Annotated in this window: 13 protein-coding genes and 2 pseudogenes; 9 read left to right on the plus strand and 6 right to left on the minus strand. The window is 59.2% G+C overall.

The genetic code is table 11. The features are described 5' to 3' along the window. The first annotated feature begins 520 nt into the window (after positions 1-520). Both FY206_RS05685 and dhaR read left to right on the plus strand, forming a co-directional pair. Entirely contained in the window at positions 521-1618 is a 1098-nt protein-coding gene (locus FY206_RS05685) for a glycerol dehydrogenase (protein WP_023336799.1), read from the plus strand. Between the two features lie 101 nt (positions 1619-1719). Then, on the plus strand, positions 1720-3645 hold the full coding sequence (dhaR, locus tag FY206_RS05690) for a dihydroxyacetone kinase operon transcriptional regulator DhaR (RefSeq protein ID WP_023336800.1): 1926 nt from the start codon (positions 1720-1722) through the stop codon (positions 3643-3645). Here the strand turns inward: dhaR and FY206_RS05695 are convergent. The 4 genes from FY206_RS05695 to FY206_RS05710 are packed head-to-tail and all read right to left on the minus strand — an operon-like array spanning position 3623 to position 6141. Then, positions 3623-4153 (minus strand): cob(I)yrinic acid a,c-diamide adenosyltransferase, encoded by a 531-nt coding sequence (locus FY206_RS05695; RefSeq protein WP_004210508.1) that lies wholly within the window; start codon positions 4151-4153, stop codon positions 3623-3625. The two genes, dhaR and FY206_RS05695, sit on opposite strands and share 23 nt — an antisense overlap. Then, the gene (locus tag FY206_RS05700; protein ID WP_002917678.1) at positions 4154-4507 is read right to left on the minus strand and encodes a glycerol dehydratase reactivase beta/small subunit family protein; all 354 of its coding nucleotides are present in this window, start codon (positions 4505-4507) and stop codon (positions 4154-4156) included. 20 nt (positions 4508-4527) lie between these two features. Further along, on the minus strand, positions 4528-5691 hold the full coding sequence (gene dhaT / locus FY206_RS05705; protein WP_023336801.1) for a 1,3-propanediol dehydrogenase: 1164 nt from the start codon (positions 5689-5691) through the stop codon (positions 4528-4530). Between the two features lie 21 nt (positions 5692-5712). Beyond that, positions 5713-6141 carry a GlcG/HbpS family heme-binding protein gene (locus FY206_RS05710; protein WP_014599267.1) on the minus strand — a complete coding sequence of 143 codons (429 nt, stop codon included), beginning with the start codon at positions 6139-6141 and terminating at the stop codon, positions 5713-5715. Between the two features lie 413 nt (positions 6142-6554). Here FY206_RS05710 and FY206_RS05715 point away from each other — a divergent pair, with 413 nt between their 5' ends. Genes FY206_RS05715 through FY206_RS05735 form a run of 5 tightly spaced genes read left to right on the plus strand, consistent with a single transcriptional unit; the run spans position 6555 to position 11940 of the window. Then, positions 6555-8222 (plus strand): propanediol/glycerol family dehydratase large subunit, encoded by a 1668-nt coding sequence (locus FY206_RS05715; RefSeq protein ID WP_002917676.1) that lies wholly within the window; start codon positions 6555-6557, stop codon positions 8220-8222. 12 nt (positions 8223-8234) lie between these two features. After that, positions 8235-8819 (plus strand): propanediol/glycerol family dehydratase medium subunit, encoded by a 585-nt coding sequence (locus tag FY206_RS05720; RefSeq protein WP_002917672.1) that lies wholly within the window; start codon positions 8235-8237, stop codon positions 8817-8819. 2 nt (positions 8820-8821) lie between these two features. Then, a complete protein-coding gene (locus FY206_RS05725) occupies positions 8822-9247 on the plus strand; it encodes a glycerol dehydratase small subunit DhaB3 (protein ID WP_002917670.1) in 426 nt (141 codons plus the stop codon). Between the two features lie 12 nt (positions 9248-9259). Beyond that, entirely contained in the window at positions 9260-11083 is a 1824-nt protein-coding gene (locus tag FY206_RS05730) for a diol dehydratase reactivase subunit alpha (RefSeq protein ID WP_002917661.1), read from the plus strand. A gap of 53 nt (positions 11084-11136) precedes the next feature. Next, positions 11137-11940: an MIP/aquaporin family protein gene (locus FY206_RS05735; RefSeq protein ID WP_023336802.1), complete on the plus strand. Its 804-nt coding sequence runs from the start codon at positions 11137-11139 to the stop codon at positions 11938-11940. 51 nt (positions 11941-11991) lie between these two features. Here FY206_RS05735 and hdeB read toward each other — a convergent pair whose 3' ends face one another. Continuing rightward, entirely contained in the window at positions 11992-12321 is a 330-nt protein-coding gene (hdeB, locus tag FY206_RS05740; protein WP_032642469.1) for an acid-activated periplasmic chaperone HdeB, read from the minus strand. A gap of 34 nt (positions 12322-12355) precedes the next feature. On the opposite strand from hdeB, the pseudogene FY206_RS05745 reads away from it, so the two are divergent. Together FY206_RS05745 and FY206_RS25760 are read left to right on the plus strand one after the other, a co-directional pair. After that, positions 12356-13336 (plus strand): annotated as a pseudogene (locus FY206_RS05745) (IS5-like element ISKpn26 family transposase). Beyond that, positions 13318-13572, plus strand: a complete 255-nt coding sequence (locus FY206_RS25760) for a hypothetical protein (RefSeq protein ID WP_305955147.1) — start codon at positions 13318-13320, stop codon at positions 13570-13572. Before FY206_RS05745 ends, FY206_RS25760 begins: the two are co-directional and overlap by 19 nt. Here the strand turns inward: FY206_RS25760 and FY206_RS05750 are convergent. Beyond that, positions 13474-13719, minus strand: a pseudogene (locus tag FY206_RS05750) (dihydrodipicolinate synthase family protein); the annotation flags it as partial. The gene FY206_RS25760 and the pseudogene FY206_RS05750 overlap by 99 nt on opposite strands. Between the last annotated feature and the right edge of the window lie 11 nt (positions 13720-13730).

The following is a 13730-nucleotide window of genomic DNA, read 5'->3' on the forward strand; positions in this document are numbered from 1 at the left end:
TCTATAAGGGTAGCCCGGCGATGTAGTGATTCTGGCTGAGCGGGCGCAAAATAAAATGCCGTCAAAATTGATTCCATAACGGAACGTAGAAAAGAATTTTTGTTCCTTTATGGAACATTAATTGCCGATAAACAGGAGAAATGCGAGCCAGCGCTAATAATTTGTCCGTTTTTTTCTGCTATCAGAAATGGGGCAAGGATGATTTTTTTCGCCATTGTGCCGCATTGAGGCAATTTTCTGCGTTAAAGAGGGGAGACGATAGCGGCTTTTTTGCCAAAATGATCCGATCGCGATCGCAATCCCATCGCTTTCTCAGTCACATTGTTTCAATGTGAAACGCATTATTTTTTTATCTGTTTCAGAACAGAACAAAAAGGGAAAAATTTTTTTCGCCGCGGCTCGCCCTACAGTGGATGCATCGCTCCGGCAGCGTGGCTGTAAGCGCCATTGATATCAGGCGCCGCGGCATGACGGCCTGGGCTCACGTGTCAACATACGCACTTATTTGAGGGTGAAAGAAATGCTAAAAGTTATTCAATCTCCAGCCAAATATCTCCAGGGACCTGATGCCGCCATGCTGTTTGGCGAATACGCTAAAAACCTGGCCGACAGCTTTTTTGTTATCGCCGATGACTTCGTGATGAAGTTGGCGGGCGACAAAGTATTGAACGGCCTGCATAGCCACAATATTAGCTGCCATGCGGAACGGTTTAACGGCGAGTGCAGCCATGCGGAAATCAACCGCCTGATCGCCATTCTTAAGCAGCACGGCTGCCGCGGCGTGGTGGGTATCGGCGGCGGGAAAACCCTCGATACCGCGAAGGCGATCGGCTATTATCAGAAGCTGCCGGTGGTGGTGATCCCGACAATTGCCTCAACCGATGCGCCGACCAGCGCGCTGTCGGTTATCTACACCGAGGCGGGCGAGTTTGAAGAGTATCTGATCTACCCGAAAAACCCGGATATGGTGGTGATGGACACGGCGATTATCGCCAAAGCGCCGGTACGCTTGCTGGTGGCCGGGATGGGCGATGCGCTCTCCACCTGGTTTGAAGCCAAGGCCTGCTTCGATGCGCGAGCCACCAGCATGGCGGGCGGGCAGTCCACGGCGGCGGCCTTGAGCCTGGCGCGCCTGTGCTATGATACGCTGCTGGCTGAAGGCGAAAAAGCACGCCTGGCGGCTCAGGCTGGAGTGGTGACCGATGCGCTGGAGCGTATTGTCGAAGCCAACACCTATCTGAGCGGTATCGGTTTTGAGAGCAGCGGCCTGGCCGGCGCGCACGCGATTCACAACGGTTTCACCATCCTTGAAGAGTGCCACCATCTGTATCACGGTGAGAAAGTGGCCTTCGGTACCCTGGCGCAGCTGGTGCTACAGAACAGCCCGATGGACGAGATTGAAACGGTGCTGGGCTTCTGCCAGCGCGTCGGCCTGCCGGTGACGCTCGCGCAGATGGGCGTCAAAGAGGGGATCGACGAGAAAATCGCCGCGGTGGCGAAAGCCACCTGCGCGGAAGGGGAAACCATCCATAATATGCCGTTTGCGGTGACCCCGGAGAGCGTCCATGCCGCTATCCTCACCGCCGATCTGTTAGGCCAGCAGTGGCTGGCGCGTTAATTCGCGGTGGCTAAACCGCTGGCCCAGGTCAGCGGTTTTTCTTTCTCCCCTCCGGCAGTCGCTGCCGGAGGGGTTCTCTATGGTACAACGCGGAAAAGGATATGACTGTTCAGACTCAGGAAACCGGGAAGGTGGTCTCTTCCGTCATCGCCCAGTCATGGCACCGCTGCAGCAAGTTTATGCAGCGCGAAACCTGGCAAACGCCGCACCAGGCCCAGGGCCTGACCTTCGACTCCATCTGTCGGCGTAAAACCGCGCTGCTGACCATCGGCCAGGCGGCGCTGGAAGACGCCTGGGAGTTTATGGACGGCCGCCCCTGCGCGCTGTTTATTCTTGATGAGTCTGCCTGCATCCTGAGCCGTTGCGGCGAGCCGCAAACCCTGGCCCAGCTGGCTGCCCTGGGATTTCGCGACGGCAGCTATTGTGCGGAGAGCATTATCGGCACCTGCGCGCTGTCGCTGGCCGCGATGCAGGGCCAGCCGATCAACACCGCCGGCGATCGGCATTTTAAGCAGGCGCTACAGCCATGGAGTTTTTGCTCGACGCCGGTGTTTGATAACCACGGGCGGCTGTTCGGCTCTATCTCGCTTTGCTGTCTGGTCGAGCACCAGTCCAGCGCCGACCTCTCCCTGACGCTGGCCATCGCCCGCGAGGTGGGTAACTCCCTGCTTACCGACAGCCTGCTGGCGGAATCCAACCGTCACCTCAATCAGATGTACGGCCTGCTGGAGAGCATGGACGATGGGGTGATGGCGTGGAACGAACAGGGCGTGCTGCAGTTTCTCAATGTTCAGGCGGCGAGACTGCTGCATCTTGATGCTCAGGCCAGCCAGGGGAAAAATATCGCCGATCTGGTGACCCTCCCGGCGCTGCTGCGCCGCGCCATCAAACACGCCCGTGGCCTGAATCACGTCGAAGTCACCTTTGAAAGTCAGCATCAGTTTGTCGATGCGGTGATCACCTTAAAACCGATTGTCGAGGCGCAAGGCAACAGTTTTATTCTGCTGCTGCACCCGGTGGAGCAGATGCGGCAGCTGATGACCAGCCAGCTCGGTAAAGTGAGCCACACCTTTGAGCAGATGTCTGCCGACGATCCGGAAACCCGACGCCTGATCCACTTTGGCCGCCAGGCGGCGCGCGGTGGCTTCCCGGTGCTGCTGTGCGGCGAAGAGGGGGTTGGGAAAGAGCTGCTGAGCCAGGCTATCCACAATGAAAGCGAACGGGCGGGCGGCCCCTACATCGCCGTCAACTGCCAGCTATATGCCGACAGCGTGCTGGGCCAGGACTTTATGGGCAGCGCCCCTACCGACGATGAAAATGGTCGCCTGAGCCGCCTTGAGCTCGCCAACGGCGGCACCCTGTTTCTGGAAAAGATCGAGTATCTGGCGCCGGAGCTGCAGTCGGCCCTGCTGCAGGTGATTAAGCAGGGCGTGCTCACCCGCCTCGACGCCCGGCGCCTGATCCCGGTGGATGTGAAGGTGATTGCCACCACCACCGTCGATCTGGCCAATCTGGTGGAACAGAACCGCTTTAGCCGCCAGCTGTACTATGCGCTGCACTCCTTTGAGATCGTCATCCCGCCGCTGCGCGCCCGACGCAACAGTATTCCGTCGCTGGTGCATAACCGGTTGAAGAGCCTGGAGAAGCGTTTCTCTTCGCGACTGAAAGTGGACGATGACGCGCTGGCGCAGCTGGTGGCCTACTCATGGCCGGGGAATGATTTTGAGCTCAACAGCGTCATTGAGAATATCGCCATCAGCAGCGACAACGGCCACATTCGCCTGAGTAATCTGCCGGAATATCTCTTTTCCGAGCGGCCGGGCGGGGATAGCGCGTCATCGCTGCTGCCGGCCAGCCTGACCTTTAGCGCCATCGAAAAGGAAGCTATTATTCACGCCGCCCGGGTGACCAGCGGGCGGGTGCAGGAGATGTCGCAGCTGCTCAATATCGGCCGCACCACCCTGTGGCGCAAAATGAAGCAGTACGATATTGACGCCAGCCAATTCAAGCGCAAGCATCAGGCCTAGTCTCCTCGATACGCGCCATGGAGAACAGGGCATCCGACAGGCGATTGCTGTAGCGTTTGAGCGCGTCGCGCAGCGGATGCGCGCGGTCCATGGCCGTCAGCAGGCGTTCGAGCCGACGGGACTGGGTGCGCGCCACGTGCAGCTGGGCAGAGGCGAGATTCCTCCCCGGGATCACGAACTGTTTTAACGGGCCGCTCTCGGCCATATTGCGGTCGATAAGCCGCTCCAGGGCGGTGATCTCCTCTTCGCCGACCGTCTGGCTCAGGCGGGTCAGGCCCCGCGCATCGCTGGCCAGTTCAGCCCCCAGCACGAACAGCGTCTGCTGAATATGGTGCAGGCTTTCCCGGAGCCCGGCGTCGCGGGTCGTGGCGTAGCAGACGCCCAGTTGGGATATCAGTTCATCGACGGTGCCGTAGGCCTCGACGCGAATATGGTCTTTCTCGATGCGGCTGCCGCCGTACAGGGCGGTGGTGCCTTTATCCCCGGTGCGGGTATAGATACGATACATTCAGTTTCTCTCACTTAACGGCAGGACTTTAACCAGCTGCCCGGCGTTGGCGCCGAGCGTACGCAGATGATCGTCGCTATCGGTGACGTGTCCGGTAGCCAGCGGCGCGTCCGCCGGCAGCTGGGCATGAGTGAGGGCTATCTCGCCGGACGCGCTGAGCCCTATACCCACCCGCAGGGGCGAGCTTCTGGCCGCCAGGGCGCCCAGCGCAGCGGCGTCACCGCCTCCGTCATAGGTTATGGTCTGGCAGGGGACCCCCTGCTCCTCCAGCCCCCAGCACAGCTCATTGATGGCGCCGGCATGGTGCCCGCGCGGATCGTAAAACAGGCGTACGCCTGGCGGTGAAAGCGACATGACGGTCCCCTCGTTAACACTCAGAATGCCTGGCGGAAAATCGCGGCAATCTCCTGCTCGTTGCCTTTACGCGGGTTCGAGAACGCATTGCCGTCTTTCAGAGCCATCTCAGCCATGTAGGGGAAGTCGGCCTCTTTTACTCCCAGATCGCGCAGATGCTGCGGAATACCGATATCCATCGACAGACGCGTGATAGCGGCGATGGCTTTTTCCGCCGCGTCGAGAGTGGACAGTCCGGTGATATTTTCGCCCATCAGTTCAGCAATCTCGGCGAATTTCTCCGGGTTGGCGATCAGGTTGTAGCGGGCCACATGCGGCAGCAGGACAGCGTTGGCCACGCCGTGCGGCATGTCGTACAGGCCGCCCAGCTGGTGCGCCATGGCGTGCACGTAGCCGAGGTTGGCGTTATTGAAAGCCATCCCGGCCAGCAGAGAGGCATAGGCCATGTTTTCCCGCGCCTGCAGATTGCTGCCGAGGGCCACGGCCTGGCGCAGGTTGCGGGCGATGAGGCGGATCGCCTGCATGGCGGCGGCGTCCGTCACCGGGTTAGCGTCTTTGGAGATATAGGCCTCTACGGCGTGGGTCAGGGCATCCATCCCGGTCGCCGCGGTCAGGGCGGCCGGTTTACCGATCATCAGCAGCGGATCGTTGATAGAGACCGACGGCAGGTTGCGCCAGCTGACGATCACAAACTTCACTTTGGTTTCGGTGTTGGTCAGGACGCAGTGGCGGGTGACCTCGCTGGCGGTGCCGGCGGTGGTATTGACCGCGACGATAGGCGGCAGCGGGTTGGTCAGGGTCTCGATTCCGGCATACTGGTACAGATCGCCCTCATGGGTGGCGGCGATGCCGATGCCTTTGCCGCAATCGTGCGGGCTGCCGCCGCCCACGGTGACGATGATGTCGCACTGTTCGCGGCGAAACACGGCGAGGCCGTCGCGCACGTTGGTGTCTTTCGGGTTCGGCTCGACGCCGTCAAAGATCGCCACCTCGATCCCGGCCTCCCGCAGATAATGCAGGGTTTTGTCCACCGCGCCATCTTTAATTGCCCGCAGGCCTTTGTCGGTGACCAGCAGGGCTTTTTTCCCCCCCAGCAGCTGGCAGCGTTCGCCGACTACGGAAATGGCGTTGGGGCCAAAAAAGTTAACGTTTGGCACCAGATAATCAAACATACGATAGCTCATAATATACCTTCTCGCTTCAGGTTATAATGCGGAAAAACAATCCAGGGCGCACTGTGCTAATAATTGATCCTGCTCGACCGTACCGCCGCTAACGCCGACGGCGCCAATTACCTGCTCATTAAAAATAACTGGCAGGCCGCCGCCAAAAATAATAATTCGCTGTTGGTTGGTAAGCTGCAGACCGTACAGAGATTGTCCTGGCTGGACCGCTGGCGTAATTTCATGGGTACCTTGCTTCAGGCTGCAGGCGCTCCAGGCTTTATTCAGGGAAATATCGCAGCTGGAGACGAAGGCCTCGTCCATCCGCTGGATAAGCAGCGTGTTGCCTCCGCGGTCAACCACGGAAAACACCACCGCCACGTTGATCTCAGTGGCTTTTTTTTCCACCGCCGCCGCCATTTGCTGGGCGGCGGCCAGGGTGATTGTCTGAACTTGTTGGCTCTTGTTCATCATTCTCTCCCGCACCAGGATAACGCTGGCGCGAATAGTCAGTAGGGGGCGATAGTAAAAAACTATTACCATTCGGTTGGCTTGCTTTATTTTTGTCAGCGTTATTTTGTCGCCCGCCATGATTTAGTCAATAGGGTTAAAATAGCGTCGGCAAAACGTAATTAAGGGCGTTTTTTATTAATTGATTTATATCATTGCGGGCGATCACATTTTTTATTTTTGCCGCCGGAGTAAAGTTTCATAGTGAAACTGTCGGTAGATTTCGTGTGCCAAATTGAAACGAAATTAAATTTATTTTTTTCACCACTGGCTCATTTAAAGTTCCGCTATTGCCAGTAATGGCCGGGCGGCAACGACGCTGGCCCGGCGTATTCGCTACCGTCTGCGGATTTCACCTTTTGAGCCGATGAACAATGAAAAGATCAAAACGATTTGCAGTACTGGCCCAGCGCCCCGTCAATCAGGACGGGCTGATTGGCGAGTGGCCTGAAGAGGGGCTGATCGCCATGGACAGCCCCTTTGACCCGGTCTCTTCAGTAAAAGTGGACAACGGTCTGATCGTCGAACTGGACGGCAAACGCCGGGACCAGTTTGACATGATCGACCGATTTATCGCCGATTACGCGATCAACGTTGAGCGCACAGAGCAGGCAATGCGCCTGGAGGCGGTGGAAATAGCCCGCATGCTGGTGGATATTCACGTCAGCCGGGAGGAGATCATTGCCATCACTACCGCCATCACGCCGGCCAAAGCGGTCGAGGTGATGGCGCAGATGAACGTGGTGGAGATGATGATGGCGCTGCAGAAGATGCGTGCCCGCCGGACCCCCTCCAACCAGTGCCACGTCACCAATCTCAAAGATAATCCGGTGCAGATTGCCGCTGACGCCGCCGAGGCCGGGATCCGCGGCTTCTCAGAACAGGAGACCACGGTCGGTATCGCGCGCTATGCGCCGTTTAACGCCCTGGCGCTGTTGGTCGGTTCGCAGTGCGGCCGTCCCGGCGTGTTGACGCAGTGCTCGGTGGAAGAGGCCACCGAGCTGGAGCTGGGCATGCGTGGCTTAACCAGCTACGCCGAGACGGTGTCGGTCTACGGCACTGAAGCGGTATTTACCGACGGCGATGATACTCCGTGGTCAAAGGCGTTCCTCGCCTCGGCCTACGCCTCCCGCGGGTTGAAAATGCGCTACACCTCCGGCACCGGATCCGAAGCGCTGATGGGCTATTCGGAGAGCAAGTCGATGCTCTACCTCGAATCGCGCTGCATCTTCATTACCAAAGGCGCCGGGGTTCAGGGGCTGCAAAACGGCGCGGTGAGCTGTATCGGCATGACCGGCGCTGTGCCGTCGGGCATTCGGGCGGTGCTGGCGGAAAACCTGATCGCCTCTATGCTCGACCTCGAAGTGGCGTCCGCTAACGACCAGACTTTCTCCCACTCGGATATTCGCCGCACCGCGCGCACCCTGATGCAGATGCTGCCGGGCACCGACTTTATTTTCTCCGGCTACAGCGCGGTGCCGAACTACGACAACATGTTCGCCGGCTCGAACTTCGATGCGGAAGATTTTGATGATTACAACATCCTGCAGCGTGACCTGATGGTTGACGGCGGCCTGCGTCCGGTGACCGAGGCGGAAACCATTGCCATTCGCCAGAAAGCGGCGCGGGCGATCCAGGCGGTTTTCCGCGAGCTGGGGCTGCCGCCAATCGCCGACGAGGAGGTGGAGGCCGCCACCTACGCGCACGGTAGCAACGAGATGCCGCCGCGTAACGTGGTGGAGGATCTGAGTGCGGTGGAAGAGATGATGAAGCGCAACATCACCGGCCTCGATATTGTCGGCGCGCTGAGCCGCAGCGGCTTTGAGGATATCGCCAGCAATATTCTCAATATGCTGCGCCAGCGGGTCACCGGCGATTACCTGCAGACCTCGGCCATTCTCGATCGGCAGTTCGAGGTGGTGAGTGCGGTCAACGACATCAATGACTATCAGGGGCCGGGCACCGGCTATCGCATCTCTGCCGAACGCTGGGCGGAGATCAAAAATATTCCGGGCGTGGTTCAGCCCGACACCATTGAATAAGGCGGTATTCCTGTGCAACAGACAACCCAAATTCAGCCCTCTTTTACCCTGAAAACCCGCGAGGGCGGGGTAGCTTCTGCCGATGAACGCGCCGATGAAGTGGTGATCGGCGTCGGCCCTGCCTTCGATAAACACCAGCATCACACTCTGATCGATATGCCCCATGGCGCGATCCTCAAAGAGCTGATTGCCGGGGTGGAAGAAGAGGGGCTTCACGCCCGGGTGGTGCGCATTCTGCGCACGTCCGACGTCTCCTTTATGGCCTGGGATGCTGCCAACCTGAGCGGCTCGGGGATCGGCATCGGTATCCAGTCGAAGGGGACCACGGTCATCCATCAGCGCGATCTGCTGCCGCTCAGCAACCTGGAGCTGTTCTCCCAGGCGCCGCTGCTGACGCTGGAAACCTACCGGCAGATTGGCAAAAACGCCGCGCGCTATGCGCGCAAAGAGTCACCTTCGCCGGTGCCGGTGGTGAACGATCAGATGGTGCGGCCGAAATTTATGGCCAAAGCCGCGCTATTTCATATCAAAGAGACCAAACATGTGGTGCAGGACGCCGAGCCCGTCACCCTGCACGTCGACTTAGTAAGGGAGTGACCATGAGCGAGAAAACCATGCGCGTGCAGGATTATCCGTTAGCCACCCGCTGCCCGGAGCATATCCTGACGCCTACCGGCAAACCATTGACCGATATTACCCTCGAGAAGGTGCTCTCTGGCGAGGTGGGCCCGCAGGATGTGCGGATCTCCCGCCAGACCCTTGAGTACCAGGCGCAGATTGCTGAGCAGATGCAGCGCCATGCGGTGGCGCGCAATTTCCGCCGCGCGGCGGAGCTTATCGCCATTCCTGACGAGCGCATTCTGGCTATCTATAACGCGCTGCGCCCGTTCCGCTCCTCGCAGGCGGAGCTGCTGGCGATCGCCGACGAGCTGGAGCACACCTGGCATGCGACAGTGAATGCCGCCTTTGTCCGGGAGTCGGCGGAAGTGTATCAGCAGCGGCATAAGCTGCGTAAAGGAAGCTAAGCGGAGGTCAGCATGCCGTTAATAGCCGGGATTGATATCGGCAACGCCACCACCGAGGTGGCGCTGGCGTCCGACGACCCGCAGGCGAGGGCGTTTGTTGCCAGCGGGATCGTCGCGACGACGGGCATGAAAGGGACGCGGGACAATATCGCCGGGACCCTCGCCGCGCTGGAGCAGGCCCTGGCGAAAACACCGTGGTCGATGAGCGATGTCTCTCGCATCTATCTTAACGAAGCCGCGCCGGTGATTGGCGATGTGGCGATGGAGACCATCACCGAGACCATTATCACCGAATCGACCATGATCGGTCATAACCCGCAGACGCCGGGCGGGGTGGGCGTTGGCGTGGGGACGACTATCGCCCTCGGGCGGCTGGCGACGCTGCCGGCGGCGCAGTATGCCGAGGGGTGGATCGTACTGATTGACGACGCCGTCGATTTCCTTGACGCCGTGTGGTGGCTCAATGAGGCGCTCGACCGGGGGATCAACGTGGTGGCGGCGATCCTCAAAAAGGACGACGGCGTGCTGGTGAACAACCGCCTGCGTAAAACCCTGCCGGTGGTAGATGAAGTGACGCTCCTGGAGCAGGTCCCCGAGGGGGTGATGGCGGCGGTGGAAGTGGCCGCGCCGGGCCAGGTGGTGCGGATCCTGTCGAATCCCTACGGGATCGCCACCTTCTTCGGGCTAAGCCCGGAAGAGACCCAGGCCATCGTCCCCATCGCCCGCGCCCTGATTGGCAACCGTTCAGCGGTGGTGCTCAAGACCCCGCAGGGGGACGTGCAGTCGCGGGTGATCCCGGCGGGCAACCTCTACATTAGCGGCGAAAAGCGCCGCGGAGAGGCCGATGTCGCCGAGGGCGCGGAAGCCATCATGCAGGCGATGAGCGCCTGTGCTCCGGTACGCGACATCCGCGGCGAACCGGGCACTCACGCCGGCGGCATGCTTGAGCGGGTGCGCAAGGTAATGGCGTCCCTGACCGGCCATGAGATGAGCGCGATATACATCCAGGATCTGCTGGCGGTGGATACGTTTATTCCGCGCAAGGTGCAGGGCGGGATGGCCGGCGAGTGCGCCATGGAAAATGCCGTCGGGATGGCGGCGATGGTGAAAGCGGACCGTCTGCAAATGCAGGTTATCGCCCGCGAACTGAGCGCCCGACTGCAGACCGAGGTGGTGGTGGGCGGCGTGGAGGCCAACATGGCCATCGCCGGGGCGTTAACCACTCCCGGCTGTGCGGCGCCGCTGGCGATCCTCGATCTCGGCGCCGGCTCGACGGATGCGGCGATCGTCAACGCGGAGGGGCAGATAACGGCGGTCCATCTCGCCGGGGCGGGGAATATGGTCAGCCTGTTGATTAAAACCGAGCTGGGCCTCGAGGATCTTTCGCTGGCGGAAGCGATAAAAAAATACCCGCTGGCCAAAGTGGAAAGCCTGTTCAGTATTCGTCACGAGAATGGCGCGGTGGAGTTCTTTCGGGAAGCCCTCAGCCCGGCGGTGTTCGCCAAAGTGGTGTACATCAAGGAGGGCGAACTGGTGCCGATCGATAACGCCAGCCCGCTGGAAAAAATTCGTCTCGTGCGCCGGCAGGCGAAAGAGAAAGTGTTTGTCACCAACTGCCTGCGCGCGCTGCGCCAGGTCTCACCCGGCGGTTCCATTCGCGATATCGCCTTTGTGGTGCTGGTGGGCGGCTCATCGCTGGACTTTGAGATCCCGCAGCTTATCACGGAAGCCTTGTCGCACTATGGCGTAGTCGCCGGGCAGGGCAATATTCGGGGAACAGAAGGGCCGCGCAATGCGGTCGCCACCGGGCTGCTACTGGCCGGTCAGGCGAATTAAACGGGCGCTCGCGCCAGCCTCTCTCTTTAACGTGCTATTTCAGGATGCCGATAATGAACCAGACTTCTACCTTAACCGGGCAGTGCGTGGCCGAGTTTCTTGGCACCGGATTGCTCATTTTCTTCGGCGCGGGCTGCGTCGCTGCGCTGCGGGTCGCCGGGGCCAGCTTTGGTCAGTGGGAGATCAGTATTATCTGGGGCCTTGGCGTCGCCATGGCCATCTACCTGACGGCCGGTGTCTCCGGCGCGCACCTTAATCCGGCGGTGACCATTGCCCTGTGGCTGTTCGCCTGTTTTGAACGCCGCAAGGTGCTGCCGTTTATTGTTGCCCAGACGGCCGGGGCCTTCTGCGCCGCCGCGCTGGTGTATGGGCTCTATCGCCAGCTGTTTCTCGATCTTGAACAGAGTCAGCATATCGTGCGCGGCACTGCCGCCAGCCTTAACCTGGCCGGGGTCTTTTCCACGTACCCGCATCCACATATCACTTTTATACAAGCGTTTGCCGTTGAGACCACCATCACGGCAATCCTGATGGCGATGATCATGGCCCTGACCGACGACGGCAACGGAATTCCGCGCGGGCCGCTGGCGCCGTTGCTGATTGGCTTGCTGATCGCCGTGATCGGCGCGTCGATGGGGCCGCTAACCGGCTTTGCGCTGAATCCGGCGCGCGACTTCGGCCCAAAACTGTTTACCAGTCTGGCCGGGTGGAGCTCGATCGCCTTTACCGGTGGGCTGGCGATCCCTTACTTTCTGGTGCCGCTGCTGGCGCCGGTGGTGGGGGCGATTATCGGGGCGTTTTTGTATCGCAAGCTTATCGGCCGCCTTCTGCCGTGCGAATGCGGTATCGATGAGTAAAGCGGGACCCGCCGCAGCGCGGCGGGTTTCCCCGGCCTGATGCCGGGGGGGTTATTTTTTGATGACCGCGCTGAGATCGCCAAGTTTAGCGGCGGGGTTCTTGTGGCACTCCTGCAGCATTTTCGGTACCGAAACGGTCTCGACTTCATGCCAGTCAACATAGTCGCCGCCGCTAAAGTCGGTGTTGCGATTCACTACCCAGAAGGCCACCGGGGTCATGCTTTTTGGGTTCATATCCATAAATTCCTGACAGGTCATATTCTGCGGCGTGGTTTCCTCAACCGCGAACGCCGGGCTGGTCATCAGACAGAATGTGGTAGCCGCCACGGTCAATACGAGTGCTTTAGGGAAGGTGCGAACAAGTTCCTGATATGAGATCATCATATTCATCCGGAGCGCATCCCAGAGGGACATCATGAGCCATCAACTCACCTTCGCCGATAGTGAATTCAGCACTAAGCGCCGTCAGACCAGAAAAGAGATTTTCTTGTCCCGCATGGAGCAGATTCTGCCATGGCAGAATATGACCGCTGTCATCGAGCCGTTTTATCCCAAGGCGGGCAATGGCCGACGGCCCTATCCGCTGGAGACCATGCTGCGTATTCACTGCATGCAGCATTGGTACAACCTGAGCGACGGTGCCATGGAAGATGCCCTGTACGAAATCGCCTCCATGCGCCTGTTTGCCCGATTATCCCTGGATAGCACCCTGCCGGATCGCACCACCATCATGAATTTCCGCCACCTGCTCGAGCAGCATCAACTGGCCCGTCAATTGTTCAAGACCATCAATCGCTGGCTGGCCGAAGCAGGCGTCATGATGACCTAAGGCACTTTGGTGGATGCCACCATCATTGAGGCACCCAGCTCTACCAAGAACAAAGAGCAGCAACGCGATCCGGAGATGCATCAGACCAAGAAAGGCAATCAGTGGCACTTTGGCATGAAGGCCCACATTGGTGTCGATGCCAAGAGTGGCCTGACCCACAGCCTAGTCACCACCGCGGCCAACGAGCATGACCTCAATCAGCTGGGTAATCTGCTTCATGGAGAGGAGCAATTTGTCTCAGCCGATGCCGGCTACCAAGGAGCGCCACAGCGCGAGGAGCTGGCCGAGGTGGATGTGGACTGGCTGATCGCCGAGCGTCCCGGCAAGGTAAAAACCTTGAAGCAGCATCCGCGCAAGAACAAAACGGCCATCAACATCGAATACATGAAAGCCAGCATCCGTGCCAGGGTGGAGCACCCGTTTCGCATCATCAAGCGGCAGTTCGGCTTCGTGAAAGCCAGATACAAGGGGCTGCTGAAAAACGATAACCAACTGGCGATGTTATTCACCCTGGCCAACCTGTTTCGGGTGGACCAAATGATACGTCAGTGGGAGAGATCTCAGTAAAAACCGGAAATAACGCCAGAAATGGTGGAAAAAATAGCCTAAATAGGCTGATTCGATGTGTTTGCGGGAAAAAAATCGGCCCAGATCCGCGAAATTTTAATCAGCGAGTCAGCTTGGGAAGAAATGACCTGCTTATTCGCACCTTCCCTGACTGCCCCCACACACACCATAACAGGGATATCCCCAGCAACCTGTTTTGCCAGAGTCGCGACACGTTTGCGCTGCTCCGGGGTTAGATAGGCGTAGCTACCGGTAGACCCCAGAATACCCATTGAATCCACCCGTGCCGTCGTAAGGCGGGCCAAAATATTATTGAATCCCTTTTCATCGACGCCGTTGGCGGTAACAGGGGTCATTGGGAAAGCAGACAAGCCGGTGAACATGGTGTTTCTCC

It is taken from the genome of Enterobacter chengduensis (assembly GCF_001984825.2).
In the GTDB taxonomy this organism is placed as follows: Bacteria; Pseudomonadota; Gammaproteobacteria; order Enterobacterales; family Enterobacteriaceae; genus Enterobacter; species Enterobacter chengduensis.

Bases quoted from the DNA above. Each gene is read 5' to 3' on its own strand.
- FY206_RS05685 (WP_023336799.1), top strand. From the start codon at position 521: ATGCTAAAAGTTATTCAATCTCCAGCCAAATATCTCCAGGGACCTGAT.
- dhaR (WP_023336800.1), top strand. From the start codon at position 1,720: ATGACTGTTCAGACTCAGGAAACCGGGAAGGTGGTCTCTTCCGTCATC.
- FY206_RS05695 (WP_004210508.1), bottom strand. From the start codon at position 4,153: ATGTATCGTATCTATACCCGCACCGGGGATAAAGGCACCACCGCCCTG.
- FY206_RS05700 (WP_002917678.1), bottom strand. From the start codon at position 4,507: ATGTCGCTTTCACCGCCAGGCGTACGCCTGTTTTACGATCCGCGCGGG.
- dhaT (WP_023336801.1), bottom strand. From the start codon at position 5,691: ATGAGCTATCGTATGTTTGATTATCTGGTGCCAAACGTTAACTTTTTT.
- FY206_RS05710 (WP_014599267.1), bottom strand. From the start codon at position 6,141: ATGAACAAGAGCCAACAAGTTCAGACAATCACCCTGGCCGCCGCCCAG.
- FY206_RS05715 (WP_002917676.1), top strand. From the start codon at position 6,555: ATGAAAAGATCAAAACGATTTGCAGTACTGGCCCAGCGCCCCGTCAAT.
- FY206_RS05725 (WP_002917670.1), top strand. From the start codon at position 8,822: ATGAGCGAGAAAACCATGCGCGTGCAGGATTATCCGTTAGCCACCCGC.
- FY206_RS05730 (WP_002917661.1), top strand. From the start codon at position 9,260: ATGCCGTTAATAGCCGGGATTGATATCGGCAACGCCACCACCGAGGTG.
- FY206_RS05735 (WP_023336802.1), top strand. From the start codon at position 11,137: ATGAACCAGACTTCTACCTTAACCGGGCAGTGCGTGGCCGAGTTTCTT.
- hdeB (WP_032642469.1), bottom strand. From the start codon at position 12,321: ATGATCTCATATCAGGAACTTGTTCGCACCTTCCCTAAAGCACTCGTA.